The sequence below is a fragment of the Anaeromyxobacter dehalogenans 2CP-C genome, assembly GCF_000013385.1.
Classification (GTDB): domain Bacteria; phylum Myxococcota; class Myxococcia; order Myxococcales; family Anaeromyxobacteraceae; genus Anaeromyxobacter; species Anaeromyxobacter dehalogenans_B.
Genome location: NC_007760.1, coordinates 357,014 through 376,261 on the forward strand (window position 1 = coordinate 357,014; position 19,248 = coordinate 376,261).

Below are 19,248 nucleotides of genomic sequence, written 5' to 3' on the forward strand. Positions count from 1 at the left end.
CGCTGCGCGGCGAGGCCACCGCGCGACGGGGGGCACGTTAGCACGCCTCCTTCGGCCCGCCCTGACACGGGGGCGGGGGACGGGCTCGCGCCGACGGGTGCGACCCGGCGTGCCATCCGCGCGCGGCACCGCGCCGGCGGCGCCGGCTCGGCTACCATCTCCGGCCCATGCCGCGCCGCCCACGCCTCGCGCGCCTCCGCGCGGCCGCGCTCGCGTCGCTCCTGGCGGCGCTCGCACCGGCCGGCGCGGCGGCCCTGGCGCCGGACGCGCCGCTGGGCGCCTGGACGCCCGGACCGCTGCGCGGGCTGTCGCTCGACATGCCGCTCGAGGACGCGCGCGGGGTGCCCTCACCCATCGTGGACGTCCGCTGGGTCGCCGCGAACGCCTGGTCCGTGCCCACGGTGCTCGAGCGCGGCGGCGACCGGGTAATGGTCCGGCTCGACGCCCAGACCGACGTGCTGCAGGCGTCGGTCGCGCTCCCGTGGCGGCGCGCCTGGGTCGGCGCCGTCGCCGAGCGCCTCGGCACGCGCGTGGAGGCGCGCCTGCTGCGGACGTGGGGAGGCTGGACCGACCGGCCCATCGAGGCGTGGCACGGCCTGGTGGGGAGCTGGAACTTCCAGCGCGAGGCGTGGTCGCGCGACGTGGTGGACGTGCGGCTCGGGCGGGACGACGGACGGGGCATCGCCGTCGCGGGGCCGCGCACCGCGCTCGGTGACGTGGCGGTGCGGACGGCCCTGCGGATCGCGGGCGACGGCGCCGGCGGCCCGGGGCGGCTGGCGCTCGCGCTGCGCCTCGACGTGAAGCTCCCCACCGGCGCCCCGTCGCGGCTGGGCGGCTCGGGCTCGCCGGACCTCGGCCTGGGCCTCGCGGCGACCTGGACGCCGGCGCGCTGGCTCACCGGGCACGGGATGGCCTCGCTCCGCGCGGTCGGCCCGTTGCCCCGCGGCGCCGCGCTGCGGCCGCGCCCGCTGCAGGCCGGGATCGAGGCGTCGCTCGTGGCGCGCCTCGGGGATCACCTCGCGCTGATCCTGGAGGACCGGCTCCTCGCGCCCTCGCTCGGCAGCCACCGCTGGACGCTCTCGCCGGAGGTGGAGCGCCCGCAGGCGAGCGCCTGGTACGCGCTGTTCCGTGCGCACGACCAGATCTCGGCGGGCCTGCGCGCGGGCGAGGTGACCGTCTACTTCTCGGAGGACTTCACGCCCGGCACGCGGCACGCGCGCGACGCGCGCGAGGGCGGGCAGGCCTGGTTCTACGACTCGAACGCGCCCGACCTGGCGCTCGGGGTGGCCTGGACCCGACGGCTATGAGCCGCCGCCCATGAGGCGGGCGCGCCGCCAGTCCTCCGGCGTGTCCACGTGGCACCCGCCGTGCGCGAGCGGCACCGGCGCGACGCGGGCCGGATCGCGGGACAGGAGGCGCTCCGCGCCCTCGTCGCCGTCGAGCGCGCGCAGCTCGGGGAAGAGCGCGGCGGAGAAGAGCGCCGGCACCATGAGCGCGCCGCCGTCGGCCGAGGCGGCCACCGGCCGCCCGGTGACGCGGAGCGCGCCGGCGAGCGCCGCCACGTGGGCCGCGTCCACGCCCGGCTGATCGCAGGCGAGGATCACCGCGCCGGCCAGCGACGGCGCGCACTCGCCGAGCCGGGACAGCCCGCGCCGCAGCGAGCCCGAGACCCCGGCGGCGTGGTCCCGGTTCAGGACCGTCGCGACCGGCAGGCCGGCGAGCGCCGCGCGGACCTCCTCCGCGCACGCGCCCACCACCACCACCACCGGCCACAGCCCGGCCTCGACCGCCGCGCGCGCGGCCCGGTGCACGAGCGGCTCGCCGCGCCAGAGGAGCAGCTGCTTCGGCTCGCCCATGCGGACCGAGGGCCCCGCGGCGAGGACCAGCCCGCCGAAGCCCAGCGTCTCGGCGGTCTCGGTCACGGGCGATCCGGCGCCGGGGATCGACGGGGCGCGGCGGAGGGACGACCGGGGTAGGGACGCAGAGCGTGGGGGTGGGGCGAGGACATGGTGCGGCGCGATCTCTTGTCGCCGCCGAGGCCGCGCGGCCGTTCGAATCGACGCCGGCCCCACCTGGGAACGCGTCCTCGCGGCGCGTGCGCCCGCCCGCGCGTGCGCCCGGTGGGGCGGGATGCTAGCGTCGGCGGCTCCACCGCCGGAGGGATCGGATGTCCCACCTGCCCGCCTGCCGCCTCCTCCTCGCGCTCGCCTGCGCGCTCGCCGCCGGCACCGCCGTCGGCGGCACGCCGCGCGAGCCCGTCGCCACCTTCTCGATCGCCGCTCGCGATCCCGCCACCGGCGAGCTCGGCGTGGCGGTGGCGTCGCGCTTCTTCGCGGTGGGCACGGTGGTGCCGTGGGCCAAAGCCGGCGTCGGGGCGGTGGCCACGCAAGCGTTCTGCAACACGAGCTACGGCCCGCGCGGCCTGGACCTGCTCGCGAAGGGCGCCACGCCCGCCGAGACGCTCGGGATCCTGCTGCGATCGGATCCGGAGCGCGACCTGCGGCAGGTCGGGATCGTCTCGGCGGCCGGCGCGTCGGCGACGTACACCGGCAAGGGCACGAACGCATGGGCGGGCGGGCGGAGCGGGCCCGACTACGCGATCCAGGGGAACATCCTGACCGGCGAGGCGGTGGTGGCGGCGATGGAGCGCGCGTTCGTCGGCGGGAAGGGTTCGCTCGCCGACCGCCTGTACGCCGCGCTCGCCGCCGGGGACGCGGCCGGGGGCGACTCGCGGGGACGGCAGTCGGCGGCCCTGCTGGTGGTGAAGGAGGGCGCCGGGTACGGCGGGTTCGACGATCGCGAGATCGACGTGCGGGTGGACGACCACCCCAGGCCGTTCGAGGAGCTGAAGCGGCTGCTCGACTACGCGCAGATGAACGCCGCGTGGAACGAGGGGTGGACCGCGTTCCGGCGCAAGCAGCTCCCGGCGGCGCTCGCCGCGCAGGAACGCGCCGCGGCCCGGGCGCCGGCGAACGGGGAGGTGCTGTACGACCTCGCGGTGATCCGGCTCGCCGCCGGGCAGCGGGCGGGGGCGCTGGAGGCCCTGCGCCGGGCGCTCGCGGCGAACCCGAAGCTCGGTGCGCAGGCGCGCACCGACGCCGACCTGGCCGCCCTGCGCGGCGACGCAGCGTTCGAGAAGCTGGTCCGGTAGCTTGGGCGCCGCCGCACGCCGCGCGCTCGCCGGCGCGCTCGCCCTCGCCGCCGCGATGGGGATCGGACGGTTCGCGTACACCGCGCTCCTGCCCGGCGTGCAGCGCGGGCTCGGGTTCGACGACGCCGCCGGCGGGGCCATCGCGTCGGCCAACCTGGTCGGCTACCTCGCCGGCGTGCTCTGGGCGCGGCGCCTCGCCGGGAGCGCGCGGCGCGGCGCGGCGCTGCGGCTCGGCCTGGCGGCGACCGCCGTGCTCACCGCGGCCGTCACCGCGGTCGGCTCCGAGATGGGGTGGGCCGCCGTGCGCTTCGGCTCCGGCGTCGCGAGCGGGCTCGTGTTCGTGCTCGCGTCCGCCGCCGCGCTCGAGGTCGCCCCCGGCCACCTTCCCCGACCCGGAGTACTTTACGGCGGGGTGGGGGTCGGGATCGCGCTCGCGGCCGTGGTCGCGGCGGTGGCGCCCCCTGCCGGGGGTTGGCGCATCCCGTGGTGGGTGCTGGGGGGCGCGGCGGCTGCGCTGGCGGTGCCGGGGTGGAGGGATCTGTCCGCGCCGCTCGCGCACGACTCTGGGTCGGGAGGAGCGGGGTCGGGAGGAGCGGCGGTCGCGAGCGGGAGGGGCCGCCCAGCGGTCGGCTTCGGGCGGCTTGCGACCGCGTACTTCCTCGAGGGGCTCGGCTACATCGTGAGCGGGACGTTCGCGGTGGCGGCGGTCCGGCGGACGCCCGGGCTGGAGGCGCTCGCGCCGTGGACGTGGGCCATGGCGGGCCTCGCGGCCGCCCCGTCCGCGCTGCTCTGGGCGTCGTTCGGGCGCCGGGTCGGCGTTCGGTCCGCGCTGGTCGCGGCGCACCTCGTCCAGGCGGCGGGCATGGCGCTGCCGTCGCTGTCCTCGGCCGCCTGGGCCGCCCTCGCGGGCGCGGCGCTGTTCGGCGGAACGTTCATCGGGATCACCACGCTGACGGTGGCGGCCGCGCGCGAGATCCGGCCGAACGCGCTCGGGCGCGCCGTGGGAACGCTCACCGCCATCTACGGCGTCGGCCAGATCGTCGGCCCGCTGGCCGCCGGAGCCGTCGCGCAGCACCTCGGCGATCCGAGGCCCGCCGTGCTCGGCGCCGCCGCCGCGGTCGCCCTCGGCGCGGTCGTCCTCCTCATGCCCTCGCGTCCGTCCGTGATGGCCCCGGCTCCGGATCGGGGACGCTGACCTCGCGCGAGGCGTTACCCGGGCGCGCAGCGCACGCCGTGTGCCACGCGGAGCCGGTACGTGCCGCTCGGGAAGACCACGTCGCGCAGCCCGGCGCGCAAGGCCTTCAGCGCCTCGCGGTAGTCGTCGAGGAAGGTCCGGAGCCGCCCGAGCGCCTCGATCCGCTTCCACTTGTCGCGCGCGCCCACCCTCGGCTTCGGGCCGCGGCGCGGCGCCACGGTCGCGGGGCGCGCGTTCGGGCTCTGCGCGAGCACGCGGCGCACGCCGAGGAAGGTCCGCCCTTCGGCCTTCAAGCGCTCGGTGGCGACGAGCTCGCGCCGGGTGCTCGCATCGACGAGGCGATCCCGGAACTGCACCACGTCGTCGAAGCCGGGCGGCAGCGTGAGCTCGAGCTCGACCGACTCCGGCATGCTGCCGTTGCGACGGAAGAAGTGCTCCGGCCGCCTCGCGACGATGGGGCCGGCACCGATCCGCTCGGGCGACGACCAGAGCCCTGGCCACTCCGACCCCCTCGAGACCAGCCCCGCCGACACGGGGTTCGCGAGCGCGTAGGCGAGGGTGTCGACCACGTCGTCCGGCGTCGCGAGCGCCACCGCGCTGTAGCTGCCGGAGGCCCAGAACGCCTCCCAGCGGCCCAGCGCCGCGTTGATCGACCGCGCCACCAGGGAATCGAGGTACTGCTCGAACGCGGGCAGGCGCGCGCCGGGGTCGGTCAGCACCAGGTGGAAGTGGTTGGAGAGCACGCAGAAGCCGTGCAGGAGCAGCCCGTAGCGTCGGAGGGCGACCCCGAGCACGTACAGGAAGGTCTCGTTCACGAGCTCCGACGGACGCAGGAGCAGGTCGCGCTGCGCGCAGCGGCGCGTGACGTGGTAGGTGACACCGGAGAGAACCTGGCGCGGAGCGGTCATGCCTCGCCCCGAGGCACACGCCGTGCCGGCGAAAAGGGCGCCCGGTTCGCCTGCTTGCGGCTGGCGACCGTCCGAATCGCGGACGCACCGGCCGAAACGCATTACTCTGGGTCGGGGAGAGCGGGGAGAGGCGGGGTCGGGGGCGCGAGGCGAGGAGGCACGGATGCCGTACGTCAACATCAAGATCACCCGCGAGGGCGCGACCGCGGAGCAGAAGGCCACCCTCATCCGCAAGGTGACCGAGCTGCTCCGGGACGAGCTCGGGAAGAACCCCTCCACCACCGTCGTGGTCATCGACGAGGTGGACACCGACAACTGGGGCATCGGCGGGGAGTCGGTCACGGTCCGCCGCAAGCGCGGGAGCTGACGCGCGCGGCGGCGCATCCGCCGGTCACGCGCCGCGAGGAATTCCAGCCATGCAACCCTGGGAGACGGTCGAACGCGCCCACGCGCCGGACGGGACCGAGCTCGTGCTCGCGCGCCGCGGGGGCGAATGGGTGGTCCGCGCCGCGGGCCACGTCCTCATGTCCTCGCGCGCCCACGGGTCCGAGGAGGCGCTCGCCGCGCTCGCGCTCGAACGCTGCGCCCGCCCGCGCGCGGTGCTGCTCGGAGGCCTGGGGCTCGGGTTCACGCTCCGTGCGCTGCTCGACCGGCTGCCGCCCGACGCGAAGGTCGTCGTCGCCGAGCTGCTCCCGGAGCTCGCCGCCTGGAACCGCGGTCCGGTGGCGGACCTCGCCGGCCGACCGCTCGAGGACCCGCGCGTGCGCGTCCAGCACGGCGACGTGCTCGCCCGCATCTCCGAGGCGCGCGGGGCGTACGACGCGATCCTCCTCGACGTGGACAACGGCCCGTCCGCGCTCGCGCACGCCGGCAACCACCGGCTCTACGGCGACGCGGGGGTCCACGCGTGCCGGGCGGCGCTGCGCCAGGGCGGCACGCTCGCGGTCTGGTCGGCGGGGCCGGACGAGCGGTACCTGTCGCGGCTCGAGCGCGCCGGCCTGGAGGCGCGATCGGTGACCGTCCCGGCGCGCGGGCGTGCGACGCAGGGCGGCGGCGGCGTGCGCCACGTGGTGTTCCTCGCGACCGCGCCGGCCCAGGGCGGCGCGCGCAGGCCGGTCACCCCGCCCCGCGCCGGCGGCGCCGGACGCGGTCCTGGACCTCACGCGCGCGGCGCGCGCGGGCGCTGACGCTCCGGCCCCGCCGGCCGGCCCGCGGGCGCCGGGTACGCCGTCTTCACGGTGCCGGCGAGCCGCCGCAGCGCCTCGGCGATGGGCGAGCTGCGGCGCCACACCAGCGCGATCGTCCGGAACGGCGCCGGGTCGGCGAACGGGCGCAGGCGGAGGTCCGCCCGCCGGGTCTCGGTCGGCACCGCCAGCTCGGGCAGCAACGTCACGCCCGCCCCGCCCGCCACCATCTGCGCGAGCGTCGAGAGGCTGGTCGCCCGGTACTCCAGCTCGCGGGTGCGCGCGCGCGAGCAGAACGCCAGCGCCTGCTCGCGCAGGCAGTGCCCGTCCTCGAGCAGCAGCACGCTCGCGTCGCGCAGCTCGGCCGCCGAGGCCGGGCCCCGCGCCGCGCCGAGCGGGTGGCCCGGGGGCGTGGCGAGCACGAACGCGTCGCGGGCCACCGGCGCCACCTCGACGTCGCCGAGCTCCGCCTCGACCGCGAGCAGGGCCGCGTCGAGCGTGCCGGCGTGGAGGCTGCGGACCAGCTCGGCGGTCCGGTCCTCGAGCCAGGTGAGGCGGAGCGCCGGGTACGCGTCGCGCAGGGCGGGCGCGATCGCCGGCAGCAGGTAGGGCGAGATGGTGGGGATGACCCCGACCCGCAGCGCCCCGGCGAGCGGATCGCCGGCCTGCCGCGCCGCCTCCTGGAGGTCGTCCGCCTGGAGCAGCAGCCGGCGCATCAGCTCGAGCAGCGGCCGGCCGGCGCCGGTGACGAGCACGCGGCGGCGGTCGCGCTCGAACAGGCGGACGCCGAGCGCCGACTCGAGCTGCGCGACCTGCGTGGAGAGCGAGGGCTGGGCCACGCGGCAGCGCTCGGCCGCGCGGCGGAACGAGAGCGTGTCCGCGACCGCGATCGCGTACTGCAGCTGCCGCAACGAGAAGGGGTGCGGGGGCAGGCGGGTGATAGCCATGGACTAACAATCTAATCGAAACGATGTAATGGCTCAATCAGCACGCCCCGGCCATCTTGTCTCCCGTCGCGGCGATGGACGCCGCGCCCGAACCGATTCGACGAGGAGAGACACCGATGCTGACCGTGGGCGACCGCTTCCCCGAGTTCTCGCTGCAGGCCGTCACCAGCCTGGAGAGCGGCAACGAGTTCGAGACGATCACGCAGGCGAGCCACCCGGGCAAGTGGAAGGTGGTCTTCCTCTGGCCGATGGACTTCACCTTCATCTGCCCGACCGAGATCGCGGAGTTCGGCCGCCGGAACGGCGAGTTCCAGGACCGCGACACGCAGGTGCTCGGGGCGAGCATCGACACCCACTACGTCCACCTGGCCTGGCGGAAGAGCCACCCGGACCTGAAGAACCTGCCGTTCCCCATGCTCGCCGACACCCGGCGCGAGCTCTCCGGCGCGCTCGGCGTGCTGCACCGGGACGGCGTGGCGCTCCGCGCGACGTTCATCGTCGATCCGGAGGGCGTCATCCGGCACGTCTCGGTGAACGACCTCTCGGTCGGGCGGAACGTGGACGAGGTGCTCCGCACGCTCGACGCCCTGCAGACCGACGAGCTCTGCCCCTGCAACTGGAAGAAGGGCGAGTCCACGCTCCAGGTGGCCTGAGCCATGGCGGCCCTCGACGCGATCCGGGAGGCGCTCCCCGAGCCGGCCCGGGACATCAAGCTGAACCTGCAGGCGGTGCTGCAGCCGGGGCCGCTCACGCCGGCGCAGCGCTGGGGCGTGGCGGTGGCGACCGCCGCGGCGGCCCGCAACGAGCGGCTGCTCGCGGCGATCCTGGCCGACGCGCGGGCGGAGGTCGAGCCCGCCGTGGTGGAGGACGCGCTCGCGGCCGCGGCCGTGATGGCGATGAACAACGTGTACTACCGGTTCCGGCACATGGTCGGGAAGCCGTCGTACTCGGAGAAGCCGGCGCGCCTGCGCATGAACCGGCTCGTGAAGCCGGCCGCGAGCAAGCTGGACTTCGAGCTGTTCGCGCTCGCGGTGAGCGCGGTGAACGGGTGCGAGACCTGCGTACGCTCGCACGAGCAGGTGGTGGTCGGCGGCGGCGTGTCCGAGGACCAGGTCCACGACGCCGTCCGGATCGCCGCGGTGGTGCACGCGGCGGCGGTGGCGCTCGAGCTCGCCGGGCACGCCGCGGCCCCGTCCGCGGCGGCCGCGGCCGGGTAGCCTAGGCGGCCCGGAAGTACCCCGCCGCCTCCGTCGCGAGCAGGGTGGTGCGGGCGGCGGACTCGGCCTCCCGACGGCAGGCGTCCGCCCGGATCGGATCGCCGGCGCGCTCCCAGTGCGCCGCGATCCGGCCCGGCGCGCCGTCGGTCGCGGCGAGCACCTCGGCGGCGCGGCGGTGCAGGAAGCTCCGCAGCGGCGCCGGGGTGGCGGCCACCACCGCCTCGGCGAGCAGGTCGTGGCCGAAGGCGGTGCCGCGGACGAGCTGCGCCGCCTCGAGCTCGCTCCACCCCACCGCCACGTCCATCGCGCGCGCCTCCACCACGGCGGCCGCGCGCTCCAGCGTGAAGTCGGTGCCGAGCACCCCGAGCGCCCGCGCGAGCTGCAGCGCCGGCGCGGAGAGCCGCTCGAAGCGCGCGCGCAGCAGCGCCTCCAGGCGCGGCGGCGTGCGATCCGGGATCCCGCGCTCGACCGCGCCGGTCTCCACCAGGTGCTTCACGGTCTCGAGCGCGAACAGCGGGCTCCCGCCGGCGTACCGGGCCACCTCGGCCGCCACCCGCTCGATCCCGGGCACGTCCAGGCTGCGCACCAGCTCCTCCACCGCGTCGTCCGCCAGCGGCTCGAGCTCGAGGTACAGCGCGCGGCCCGCCTCGGCGAGCGCCCGGATGTGCGCGAGCACGTCCGGCGGCATCTCCGCCGTCCGGAAGCAGTGCACGGTCCGGAGCGGCGTCTCGGTGTCGCGCAGGAGCTGCTCCAGGACGTAGGTCCCCGCCGCGGCGCTGGCCGGATCGACGAACTGCGTGTCGTCGAAGCCGAGCGCGTCGAACCCGGCCCGGAACGCGACCCGCATCGCCTCGAGCTTCGCGTTCCAGAAGCGGACGCGGTCCGCCTCGGTCGCGAGCGGACCCGGGGACGGGCCGAGCTCGGGGAGCATCCGCGCCAGCTCCGCCCGGACCCACGGCGGCAGCGCCACACCGGCCGAGGAGAGCGCGCCGAGCGTCTCGCGGAACGTGCGCGCGTGCGTGCCGTACGGCACCGCGCGGTCGCCGGGCCGGCCCTCGAAGAAGAGCGGGCGGGCGTGCGTGGAGAGGAAGTCCTGCATGAGCCGGCTCTTGCCCACGCCGGGCGCGCCGCCGAGGGCGATGCCCTTGCCGGCGGCCCACGCCTCCTCCATGAGCGCCCACTCGCGCTCGCGGCCGGCGAGCGCCGGCGGCCGGGTCACGGACAGCGGAAGCGAGGCCGCGCCGGCGGGCCGGGCCGGGACGCGCCGCCCGCGCGCCACCTCGTCCGCGAGGCGGGACGTCTCCGACGAGGGCTCGACCCCGAGCGTGGCGCGGAGCGTCGCGCGGCAGCGCTCGTACGCGGCGAGGGCCGCGGCCCGGTCGCCGCCGAGGTAGCGCAGCCGGATCTCGCGGCGGTGCGCCTCCTCCGAGAGCGGCTCGAGCGCGAGCGCGCGCTGGACCTCCGCGAGCGCCGCCCCGAGCCGGCCCGCCGCCTCGAGCCGGGCCGCGGCCGCGAGCGCCGCGTCGAGCCGCGCGGCGTCGAGCGTCCGGCGCGCGCCGGTCAGCCACTCCGACAGCTCCGGCGCCTCCTCCAGATCCACGCCGTCGAGGAGCCGTCCGTCCGGCCAGGCCTCCTCCGGGCGCGGCCCGCCGCGGACGTCCACGCTCACCGCCGGCGAGAGCTCGAGCGGGTCGCCGGCGCCGACCAGATCCCCTCCCGCGGCCTCGCGAAGCCGCCGGAGCAGCTGGCGAAGGTTGGCGCGGGCCGTCTTCTCCGGCGACTCCGGCCACAGCAGCCCCGCCGCGCGCGAGCGCGGCTGCGGACCGTCGATCGCGAGGAGCGCGAGCAGCGCCGCGGTGCGGCGATCCAGCCGGACCATCGCGGTCGCCCCCGCGAGCCGGGGCGCGCCGAGCAGGTGAACGGTCCAGTTCGGTGAGGGGTGCATCATCTCTTCCTGGGGCGGTGAAGCGTGGGTTTCTCGCCTACGTCTCGCCGGACCCGAACGGGCCATTGGGGCTGTGCCCGAGCAGGGGGCGTCCGGCGCTGCCTTGGCGCTGCTCTCCTCCTCCTCCTCCCGACCCAGAGTCGTTTGGTGTTCACCCGGAGTCGTTTCATCCGGGCCCGCGCCCCGCCCGAGGCCTCCCGCTCCTGACCCAGAGCCGTTGGCAGCCCGCCGGCACCTCACCCAGAGTCGTTCGACGCCCGGCGCATCTCGGCTCCCGCCCCATCCGGTCCCCCCACACCACCCCCGCCCCTCCCGGCGCCCGTCACGCGCCGGTCACGCCCCCGGTCTTATGACCCGCACTGGCCGGGCCCCGTGGCCCGCGCCGTTCCCTGGGGGGGAAACCGCATGATCCGCAGTCCCGAGGCTCACCCGCGCCGCGCCCTGCCGGCGCAAGGCGCCACGTCCGCGCGGCGATCGCTCCTGCGGCTGATCTCGGCGGACGCGCCGGACGCGGCCGCGTCGGCAGGACGCGCCCCGGCCGGCCCCGCGCCGGCGGCGGTGGCGCGCGCCATCGCGGGCGCCGAGCGCCGGCCGCTGGCGTGGGTGGACCGCGACGGCGTGCTGCGCCTCGCGAACGCCGCCTTCGCGGCGCTGCTCGGGGCGGAGCCGCCCTCCCTGGAGGGCCGCAGCGCCTGCGACCTGCTCTGCGCGGACGCGCCGGGCCGCGCCCAGGCGCTGCTTCGCGCGGCCTTCCGCGGCGCGCTGCACCGGACCGAGCTCACCGCGGTCCGCGGCGGCCGCACGTACGGGCTCAAGGTCGAGCTCGCGGCGGTGGGCCGCGGCGCCTCGGCGGCGCTGTGCATCGACGTGCACGAGGTGGTGGAGCGGGCGGCGGCGCCGGTGGCGTGCGCCACCGCGGGCGACCTCGACTACCGGATCTCGGCGGGCGCGTCGGACTTCGGCCGCCTGCTGGCGCTCTCCGGCGCGGGCGCCGAGGCGGCGCTGCGGGTGGGGCGCCGCTGCCACGAGGTGCTGCACGGCCGGCCGTCTCCGTGCCCCGGCTGCCCGGCGCTGCGCGGCGGCGGCGAGGCGTGGCCGCGGGTGGAGGTGCGGCGCGCGCCGCGGACCGGCGGGTTCCAGGTGGCGACCGCCACGGCGCTGCCCGGCGACGAGGTGCTGATCTCGGTCCGCCGGGTGGACGACGCCGCGCTCGCGGCGGTGCGGGAGGCGCGCACGGCGGAGCTGGTGCGCCGCTTCGAGCTCTCCCCGCGCGAGGAGGAGGTGCTGCGGCTGCTCCTCATCGGCCGGCAGGCCGCGGACATCGGGACGGCGCTCGGGATCACGCCGCGCACCGCGAAGTTCCACCAGGCGAACGTGCTCCGGAAGCTCGGCGCGTCCTCGCGGCGGGACCTGCTGGGGCTGGCCTCGTGACCCGCGCCCGCAGCGAGCCGGACTGGGGCGCGATCGCGCTCGCCATGCTGGAGCGCGGTCGCGAGCCGGCGGCGTGGGTGGACGCGGCCGGGACGGTGCGCCTGGCGACGGCCAGCCTGGAGCGGCTGCTCGGCGCGGCGCCGCGCGCGCTGGAGGGGCGCCCGGTGGCGGCGGTGCTCACCGGCGCGCCCGCCCTCGCGGACGGCCGGGTGGAGCGCGAGGTGACCACGGCGGCGGGGCGGCGGCTGCGCGTCGCGCTCGAGCCGGGGTGCGAGCCGGCGTGCGAGCCGGGCGCCCTGCTCCGCGTCCTCGAGGTGCTCGGCGATCTCCCCGGGCTCGGGGCGGGGGAGCTCGACTACGCCATCGAGACCGCGCCGGGCGCGTTCGGCCGGCTGGCCTGGGTGAGGCCGCTCGGCGGGGCCGCGCTCGAGCCGGTGCCGGCGGCCCGCTGCCACGAGGCGCTCCACGGCCGGAGCGAGCCCTGTGCCGACTGTCCGGTCCGCGGCGGCGGCACCTGGCCGCGCGTCCACGCGCGCACGCTCGCGCCCGCCCCTGGTTACGAGGTCGTCACCGCCGCGCCGGAGGGCGCCGAGCGCGTGCACCTCACCGTCCGGCGGCTGGCCGAGGCCGCGGTGCACGGGCTGGTGGAGGCCCGCGCCCGCGCCCTGGCGCGCGGGGCCGGGCTGTCGGAGCGCGAGGAGGCGGTGCTGAACCGGCTGCTGCAGGGCGAGGGACTCGCCGACATCGGGCGGGCGCTCGGGATCACGCTACGCACCGTGAAGTTCCACCAGGCGAACCTGCTCCGCAAGCTGGGCGCAGAGTCGCGCGCCGATCTGGCCCGTGTGCTGATGTGAGCTCCCGCCCGGGGCCGGACGCTCCGCCGCGCGACCCCGGACCGCGTTGATCGACCCTGCGTCCGCCCGTACGGTGCGTGCCCGTAGTTGGGGGCCCAACCAACGGAGCGGAACATGCGAGACGAGAGCATCGGGCGCAGGGGCTGGATCAAGCTGGTGGGCGGCGCCGCGGGCGCGGGCGCGGCGCTGGTGGTGGCGAGGCAGGCGGGCGCGGCCCCTCCGGCCGCGGGCAAGGGGCTGCAGGCGATCCCGTGGCCGTACGCGCCGCTCGATCCCGACGCGACCGCGGAGCGCGCGTTCAAGGGCTACCTCGAGGGCCACTGCATGTACGGCGCCTTCGACGCGCTCGCCGGCCAGGTGGCCGACAAGCTGGGCGCGCCGTACACCTCGTTCCCCACGAAGCTGTTCACCTACGGCGCGGGCGGCGTCGCCGGCTGGGCCACGCTCTGCGGCGCGCTGAACGGCGCGGCGGCGGCCTTCCAGCTCCTGTCGCCGAAGCCGGAGCCGCTGGTGGACGCGCTGTTCCGCCAGTACGAGCAGGCGTCGCTGCCGGACTGGGTCCCGGCGTCGGCCAAGTTCCCCAACGTGAAGTCGGTGGCGGGCTCGGTGCTCTGCCACGCGTCGGTCTCCGCCTGGTGCAAGGCGTCCGGCAAGAAGGCCTACTCGCCCGAGCGCAAGGAGCGCTGCGGCGTGCTCACCGCCTCGGTGGCGCGCCACGCGGCCATCATCCTCAACGCGCAGCACGCCGGGAAGGCGTTCCCGGTGCTGGAGGACAAGGCCACCGCCGAGTGCGTCTCGTGTCACGAGAAGGGCGGCGTCCTCGAGAACACCCGTGCCAAGATGGCGTGCGGAGGGTGCCACTTCAACCTGGGCACCAAGCACCCGGCCATCTGATCCGACGCCCGAGAAACGACACCATGACGCTGACACCATTGCTCCTCGCACTCTCGCTCGCACAGACCCCCCCCGCCGCCGATCCGGCCGCGGCCGCCGCACAGCCGGCGCCCGCGCCGGTGAAGGCGGCGCCCACCCTCGCGGGCGCGCTCGCGAACGCCCCGAAGCCGACGTTCTGGGGCTTCATCAACGCCCAGTACTCGCGCACCGAGGGGCTGAACGGCGCCGACGACACCTCCACGTTCGAGATCCGCCGCGCCCGCATCGGCGCGCGCGGCAAGGTCCACGACCTCGTCGGCTACAGCGTGCTGTTCGACGGCGCCGACTCCAAGCTGAAGGACGCCTACGTCTCGGTGTTCGCCCTGCCCGGCGTGGAGGTGCGCATGGGCCAGTGGAAGACGCCGTTCGGCTACGAGCAGTACGAGTCGGACACGAAGCTCCTGTGGGTGAACACCTCGTACGTGGTCGGCTCGCTCGCCCGCGGCCCGGACTCGCGCGACCTCGGCGCGGGGCTCCTCGTCCAGACGCCGAAGCTCGGGCCGGTGTCGGCCGAGGTGCTGGGCTCGTTCGTGAACGGCGCGGGGCCGAACAAGAAGGACGACCTCGAGACGAAGAACTTCTGGGGCCGCGCCGGGCTGACGCTGAAGCTCCCCTCCATCACGCTGAAGGCGGGCGGCTCGTACGGCACCGGCCAGCAGATCCAGGCCACCGGCGCGAACGGCACGTTCGACGGCGTGGGCACGCCGATCGACGACACGTACTTCTACTTCCACACGTACGGGGCCGACGCGACGCTCGACACGCCGTGGTTCTTCGCGGCCGCCGAGCTCATCCAGTCGGAGCGCGACCTGTCGCGCTACACCACCACCGCGCCGATCACCGCGGCCACGCGCTCGAGCCGCACCGCGCGCGGCTGGTACGCGGGCGCGTACGGCAAGACGCCGTGGAACCTGGGCCCGATCTTCCGCGCCGAGCGCTTCGACGCGGACCGCACCGCGGCCGGCGGGCGCCTCGAGCGCTACACCATCGGCGCCTACGTGGACGTGATCCCGGTGAACGCCCGGCTCATCCTCAACCACGAGCTCGACCAGGGCCAGACCGGCGCGGCGGGCCGCACCGGCGACCGCACCACGCTCTTCGCCCAGGTGATCTTCTAGGCGCGGCGGCGCCCCGGCGGGCTCGCTCCGCCCGCCGGGCGCCGTCGTTCCTCAGGCGGGCTCGTCGGCGGACGCCGCGCGCAGCGGCGCGGTGGCCGCCGGCGAGCGCGCGAGGAACCCCTCCACCGCGCGCATCGCCTCGTCGGGCCGCCGCTGCAGGACGAGGTGCGGCGCGTCGAGCATGCGGATCTCGGCGTCCGGGCGCACCAGCCGGATCTCGATGGCGAGCCCGGTGCGGAGCAGCCGGTCCTGCCGCCCGCCCAGGAACAGCACCGGCGCCGGGCAGTCGCGGAGCCAGCCGGTCGCGTCCACGTGCAGCGCCTCGTGCGCGCGGCGCGCCATCACCCGCGGCTGGACCGACGCGACCGCGGCCTGCACGTCGGCCACCAGCGCGTCGGGCGCGTCGTGCCCGGCGAGCAGCACCCGCACCGCGTGCGCAGGCAGCGGCAGCCGGAAGAACGCGGGCGAGAGCGGCCGGAGCGCCGACACCAGCCGCGCCGCCGGGCGCCGGTGGAAGCTCGCCGCCAGCACCACCCCGACCAGCCCCGGCGGCCGCCCTGCGGCGACGCGCAGCGCGAGCGGTCCGCCGAAGGACTCGCCGAGGAGCGCGAAGCGCCGCCCGCGCGGCAGCTCGGCGCGCACGAGCTCGGCGAGCTCGGCGTACGAGCGCACGCGGTCCGGCGGGTACGACAGGGTGCGCAGCTCGAGCGTGCCGCTCGCGGCGGCCACGAACCGTTCGAGGAGCCGGCCGGTGCCGTCCAGGCCGGGCAGGAGCAGCGTGAGCAGCGGTCCGTCGGAGGCGGTCATGGTGTGACACGGTGACACGGCTGCCTGACGCGGCGCGTCTGCCGGTCGTCATAGGCCGGAGGCAGGGCGCCGTGGGCGGCCACCGCGGGCTCCGCCGTCCGCCGCACCCCGTGCGGCGTCGCGGCCGTTGGCGGGCGCCCGGGATCCTGCGAGGTTGGATCGGGCGGTGGCGCGGCGGTGACGGCGCCGGCCGCCGGAACGGGGGAGGTCGATGATCGGGTGGATCAGCGCGCTCGCGCTCGCCGCCGCCGTCGCGCTCGTGGGCGTGCGGCGCGCCCGGTTCGCGCGGGAGGTCGCGGCGGAGGCGCGATCGCTCTGGGCGGTCCGGGAGGACGCGCCGCCGTCCCGCCTCGATCCCGGGACCCTGCCCGAGCCGGTGCGGCGCTACCTCGGGTTGGCCGGGGCGCTCGGGGCGGCGCCGCTCACCGCGGCCCGGCTCCGCCACGGCGGCACCTTCCGGCCGGCGCTCGAGGGCGCGTGGCGGCCGATCCGCGGCGTGCAGTACCTCGCCGCCGAGCCGCCGGGCTTCGTGTGGTGGGGACGCGTGCGGCTCGCGCCCGGGCTGGAGGTCGCGGCGCGGGATCGCTCGGCCGGCGGCGAGGGCGGCATGCGCATCGCGCTCGCCTCCGCCCTGGTGGTGGCCGACGTCACCGGTCCGGAGATCGACGCGGCCGCGCTGCAGCGGCTGCTCGGCGAGCTCGTGTGGCTCCCGACGGCGCTGCTCGACGCGCGGCACGTGGCGTGGCTGCCGCGCGACGCCTCGAGCGCGCGGGCGCGGCTGCGCGTGGGCGGGCGGGAGGTGGAGGCGACCTTCCACTTCGGCGGCGACGGCCTCCCGGAGCGGATCACGGCGCTGCGCTACCGCGACGTGAAGGGCCGGGGCGTGCTCACGCCGTGGACCGGGCGCTGCGCCGACTGGCGCGAGGTGGGCGGCGTGCGCGTCCCGTTCCGGATGGAGGCGAGCTGGGAGCTCGACGGCCGCGACCGTCCGTACGCGCGCTTCGAGCTGGAGCGGCTGGAGCACGGGGTCCCGCGACCGTTCTAGGCCGCCGCCCCTCGCCGGGGCGGGAGCGACGCCACGTTCGACGCACCCACGGTCCGGGCGTGGGGCGCGATGCCTCGACGGCTTTCCGGGCGTCGCACGACGTTCGGGTTCCGCCCTTGGGGCGCGGCGATGCCGGCGCGAAGTGGGGAACACTGACAGCTCGCCTCACCCACACGCACGTTCACTCGGGGGAAATCCGATGCGCACCACAGGCACCACCACGCTGGCCCTGCTCGCGGCGCTGGCGCTCGCGCCGTCCGCCGCGTCCGCCGCAGCCGACGACCCGCAGCTCCCGGACGTCGCGCCGACGACCGACAACCCGTCGCATCCGCTCGGCGACGCGCAGGCGGCGCGCAAGGCCGTCGCGATCCAGGAGAAGCTGAACGGGAGGACGAAGGGCAGGACGCACCAGGTCGCGCGCGGCCAGTACGTCGAGCTCGAGCGGCTGGGCGAGGACCGGATCTGGACGGTGGTGGGCGAGTTCGGCGACGCCGTGAACGCGACCTACGGCGGCACGGCCGGCCCGCTGCGCAACCAGATCCCGGAGCCGGACCGCGCGGTGGACAACGTGACCATCTGGGCGCCGGACTTCAGCCGCGCGTACTACGAGGCGCTGCTGTTCTCCGACGCGCCGGGCGACGTCTCGATGCGGAACTTCTACAAGGAGCTCTCCGCGAACCGCTACACCGTGAACGGCGAGGTCACCGACTGGGTGAAGGTGCCGTTCAACGAGGCCAACTACGGCGCGAACTACTGCGGGGGCATCGTCTGCGCCCGCACCTGGCTGTTCGTGCGCGACGCGGTGAACGCCTGGTACAACGCGCAGATCGCGGCGGGCCGGACGCCGGCCGAGATCGACGCCTACCTGGCGCAGTACGACGTGTGGGACCGGTACGACCACGACGGCGACGGCAACTTCAACGAGCCGGACGGCTACATCGATCACTTCCAGGCGATCCACGCGGGCGAGGGCGAGGAGACCGGCGGCGGCGCGCAGGGCACCGACGCGATCTGGAGCCACCGCTGGTACGCGTTCTACAACAACATCGGCGCGACCGGCCCCGCGTTCAACCGCGCCGGCGGCATCCGCATCGGCAACAGCAGCTACTGGATCGGCGACTACACCGTCGAGCCGGAGAACGGCGGCGTGGGGGTGTTCGCGCACGAGTTCGGCCACGACCTCGGCCTGCCGGACCTCTACGACACCTCCGGCAACACCGGCGGCGCCGAGAACTCCACCGGCTTCTGGACGCTCTACTCGGTCGGCTCCTACGGCGCCTCGGGGCGGCCGGAGGACGGCCTGGGCACGAAGCCCATCCACATGAGCGCGTACGAGAAGATCTTCCTGGGCTGGTCGAACTACCAGGTGGTGCGCGCCGGCCAGTACGCCTCGCTGAAGCTCGGCGCGGCGGAGGCGAACACGAAGCAGGCGCAGACGCTGGTGGTGCTGCTGCCCGACAAGGTGGTGGAGCGCAACGTCGGCGCGCCGTACGCCGGGACGTACTTCTACTACTCCGGCTCGGGGAACGACCTCGACAGCTCGATGACGCGCCAGGTGACGCTGCCCGCCGGCAGCGCGTCGCTCACCGCCAAGGTGCGGTTCGACATCGAGCTGGACTGGGACTACGCGTACCTGACGGTGAACGGCGCGCCGGTCCAGACCAACCTCTCGACCTCGACGAGCCCGAACGGCCAGAACTTCGGCAACGGCATCACCGGCTCGACCGGCGGCGCCTGGGTGGACCTCACCGCCGACCTGTCGGCGTGGGCCGGCCAGACGGTGACGCTCGGGTTCCGCTACTGGACCGACGTCGCGGAGTCCCGGCCCGGCTTCTTCGTGGACGACATCGCCGTGAGCGGGCAGGCGGTGGACGGCGGCGAGGCGGAGGCGGGCTGGACGTACCACGGGTTCGTGCGCACGAACGGCACGCTCGCGGCGCCGTACTTCAACGCCTACTTCGCCGAGTACCGGCAGTACCGCGGGTACGACCAGTCGCTCGCCACCGGCCCGTACACCTTCGGCTACCTCAACGACCCGGCGCTGCAGAACTGGGTGGACCACTTCCCGTACCAGGACGGCCTGCTGGTCTGGTACTACGACACGTCGTTCGCCAACAACAACGTGGGGGACGCCTGCGCGAGCGGCCGCTGCGGCGGCCTGTTCCTGCCGGTGGACGCGCACCCCGGGCTCGTCCTGCGCCCCGACAACGGGAAGGCCTGGCGCCCGCGCTTCCAGGCGTACGACTCGACGTTCGGGCTCGAGCCGACCGACGTGGTGTGCCTGCACGCGAACAGCCAGGAGGGCTGCTTCGGCGGGCTCGCCGGCAACCCGCTCTTCGACGACACGCAGAGCTACTGGGTGCCGCCGGATCCGTCGCTCAACCACTACGGCTGGTCGAGCGTGATCGTGCCGAACACCGGGACCACCATCCGCGTGGTCGGGACCTCGGCGCAGGGTGACTTCATGCAGGTCGTGGTCGCGCCGAAGCGGTAGCGCGCCCGCGGGCGGGGAC

General features: G+C 76.3%; 18 protein-coding genes. 13 read left to right on the top strand and 5 right to left on the bottom strand.

Going from position 1 to position 19,248, the window contains the following annotated elements:
* Window positions 1–167 precede the first annotated feature (167 nt).
* Complete coding sequence (locus ADEH_RS01570) at window positions 168–1,307, top strand: hypothetical protein (protein WP_011419364.1); 1,140 nt, start codon at window positions 168–170, stop codon at window positions 1,305–1,307.
* Here the strand turns inward: ADEH_RS01570 and ADEH_RS01575 are convergent.
* A complete protein-coding gene (locus tag ADEH_RS01575; RefSeq protein WP_011419365.1) occupies window positions 1,302–1,922 on the bottom strand; it encodes a nucleotidyltransferase family protein in 621 nt (206 codons plus the stop codon). The two genes, ADEH_RS01570 and ADEH_RS01575, sit on opposite strands and share 6 nt — an antisense overlap.
* A gap of 245 nt (window positions 1,923–2,167) precedes the next feature.
* Between ADEH_RS01575 and ADEH_RS01580 the strand changes: the two genes are divergently transcribed.
* A complete protein-coding gene (locus ADEH_RS01580) occupies window positions 2,168–3,151 on the top strand; it encodes a DUF1028 domain-containing protein (RefSeq protein WP_011419366.1) in 984 nt (327 codons plus the stop codon).
* A 1-nt stretch (window position 3,152) separates the two neighbouring features.
* Complete coding sequence (locus tag ADEH_RS01585) at window positions 3,153–4,346, top strand: YbfB/YjiJ family MFS transporter (protein WP_011419367.1); 1,194 nt, start codon at window positions 3,153–3,155, stop codon at window positions 4,344–4,346.
* A gap of 14 nt (window positions 4,347–4,360) precedes the next feature.
* Here the strand turns inward: ADEH_RS01585 and ADEH_RS01590 are convergent, their stop codons facing one another.
* Entirely contained in the window at window positions 4,361–5,254 is an 894-nt protein-coding gene (locus tag ADEH_RS01590) for a transposase (RefSeq protein ID WP_011419368.1), read from the bottom strand.
* A 163-nt stretch (window positions 5,255–5,417) separates the two neighbouring features.
* Here ADEH_RS01590 and ADEH_RS01595 point away from each other — a divergent pair, with 163 nt between their 5' ends.
* Complete coding sequence (locus tag ADEH_RS01595; protein ID WP_011419369.1) at window positions 5,418–5,621, top strand: 2-hydroxymuconate tautomerase family protein; 204 nt, start codon at window positions 5,418–5,420, stop codon at window positions 5,619–5,621.
* A 49-nt stretch (window positions 5,622–5,670) separates the two neighbouring features.
* Entirely contained in the window at window positions 5,671–6,441 is a 771-nt protein-coding gene (locus ADEH_RS01600) for a hypothetical protein (protein ID WP_011419370.1), read from the top strand.
* Here ADEH_RS01600 and ADEH_RS01605 read toward each other — a convergent pair.
* Window positions 6,414–7,385, bottom strand: a complete 972-nt coding sequence (locus tag ADEH_RS01605; RefSeq protein ID WP_011419371.1) for a LysR substrate-binding domain-containing protein — start codon at window positions 7,383–7,385, stop codon at window positions 6,414–6,416. The two genes, ADEH_RS01600 and ADEH_RS01605, sit on opposite strands and share 28 nt — an antisense overlap.
* 116 nt (window positions 7,386–7,501) lie before the next feature.
* Here ADEH_RS01605 and ADEH_RS01610 point away from each other — a divergent pair, with 116 nt between their 5' ends.
* The gene (locus ADEH_RS01610) at window positions 7,502–8,038 is read left to right on the top strand and encodes a peroxiredoxin (protein WP_011419372.1); all 537 of its coding nucleotides are present in this window, start codon (window positions 7,502–7,504) and stop codon (window positions 8,036–8,038) included.
* Window positions 8,039–8,041: 3 nt separating this feature from the next.
* A complete protein-coding gene (locus tag ADEH_RS01615) occupies window positions 8,042–8,602 on the top strand; it encodes a carboxymuconolactone decarboxylase family protein (protein ID WP_011419373.1) in 561 nt (186 codons plus the stop codon).
* A gap of 1 nt (window position 8,603) precedes the next feature.
* Here ADEH_RS01615 and ADEH_RS01620 read toward each other — a convergent pair whose 3' ends face one another.
* Window positions 8,604–10,547 (bottom strand): BTAD domain-containing putative transcriptional regulator, encoded by a 1,944-nt coding sequence (locus tag ADEH_RS01620; protein WP_041453792.1) that lies wholly within the window; start codon window positions 10,545–10,547, stop codon window positions 8,604–8,606.
* Window positions 10,548–10,952: 405 nt separating this feature from the next.
* Between ADEH_RS01620 and ADEH_RS01625 the strand changes: the two genes are divergently transcribed.
* The 4 genes from ADEH_RS01625 (at window position 10,953) to ADEH_RS01640 (ending at window position 14,883) form a co-directional block, all read left to right on the top strand.
* Window positions 10,953–11,978, top strand: a complete 1,026-nt coding sequence (locus ADEH_RS01625) for a helix-turn-helix transcriptional regulator (RefSeq protein ID WP_011419375.1) — start codon at window positions 10,953–10,955, stop codon at window positions 11,976–11,978.
* A complete protein-coding gene (locus ADEH_RS01630) occupies window positions 11,975–12,832 on the top strand; it encodes a LuxR C-terminal-related transcriptional regulator (RefSeq protein ID WP_011419376.1) in 858 nt (285 codons plus the stop codon). The genes ADEH_RS01625 and ADEH_RS01630 overlap by 4 nt, the downstream gene beginning before the upstream one ends.
* Before the next feature lie 114 nt (window positions 12,833–12,946).
* Window positions 12,947–13,726, top strand: coding sequence for a C-GCAxxG-C-C family protein (locus ADEH_RS01635; RefSeq protein WP_011419377.1), 780 nt, complete (start codon window positions 12,947–12,949; stop codon window positions 13,724–13,726).
* A gap of 23 nt (window positions 13,727–13,749) precedes the next feature.
* A complete protein-coding gene (locus tag ADEH_RS01640; RefSeq protein WP_011419378.1) occupies window positions 13,750–14,883 on the top strand; it encodes a porin in 1,134 nt (377 codons plus the stop codon).
* Between the two features lie 51 nt (window positions 14,884–14,934).
* On the opposite strand, the gene ADEH_RS01645 is transcribed toward ADEH_RS01640, so the two are convergent.
* Window positions 14,935–15,690, bottom strand: coding sequence for an alpha/beta fold hydrolase (locus tag ADEH_RS01645; RefSeq protein WP_041453257.1), 756 nt, complete (start codon window positions 15,688–15,690; stop codon window positions 14,935–14,937).
* Window positions 15,691–15,901: 211 nt separating this feature from the next.
* Here ADEH_RS01645 and ADEH_RS01650 point away from each other — a divergent pair, with 211 nt between their 5' ends.
* Complete coding sequence (locus ADEH_RS01650) at window positions 15,902–16,735, top strand: DUF6544 family protein (RefSeq protein ID WP_011419380.1); 834 nt, start codon at window positions 15,902–15,904, stop codon at window positions 16,733–16,735.
* A 199-nt stretch (window positions 16,736–16,934) separates the two neighbouring features.
* Entirely contained in the window at window positions 16,935–19,229 is a 2,295-nt protein-coding gene (locus ADEH_RS01655) for a M6 family metalloprotease domain-containing protein (protein ID WP_011419381.1), read from the top strand.
* Window positions 19,230–19,248 lie beyond the last annotated feature (19 nt).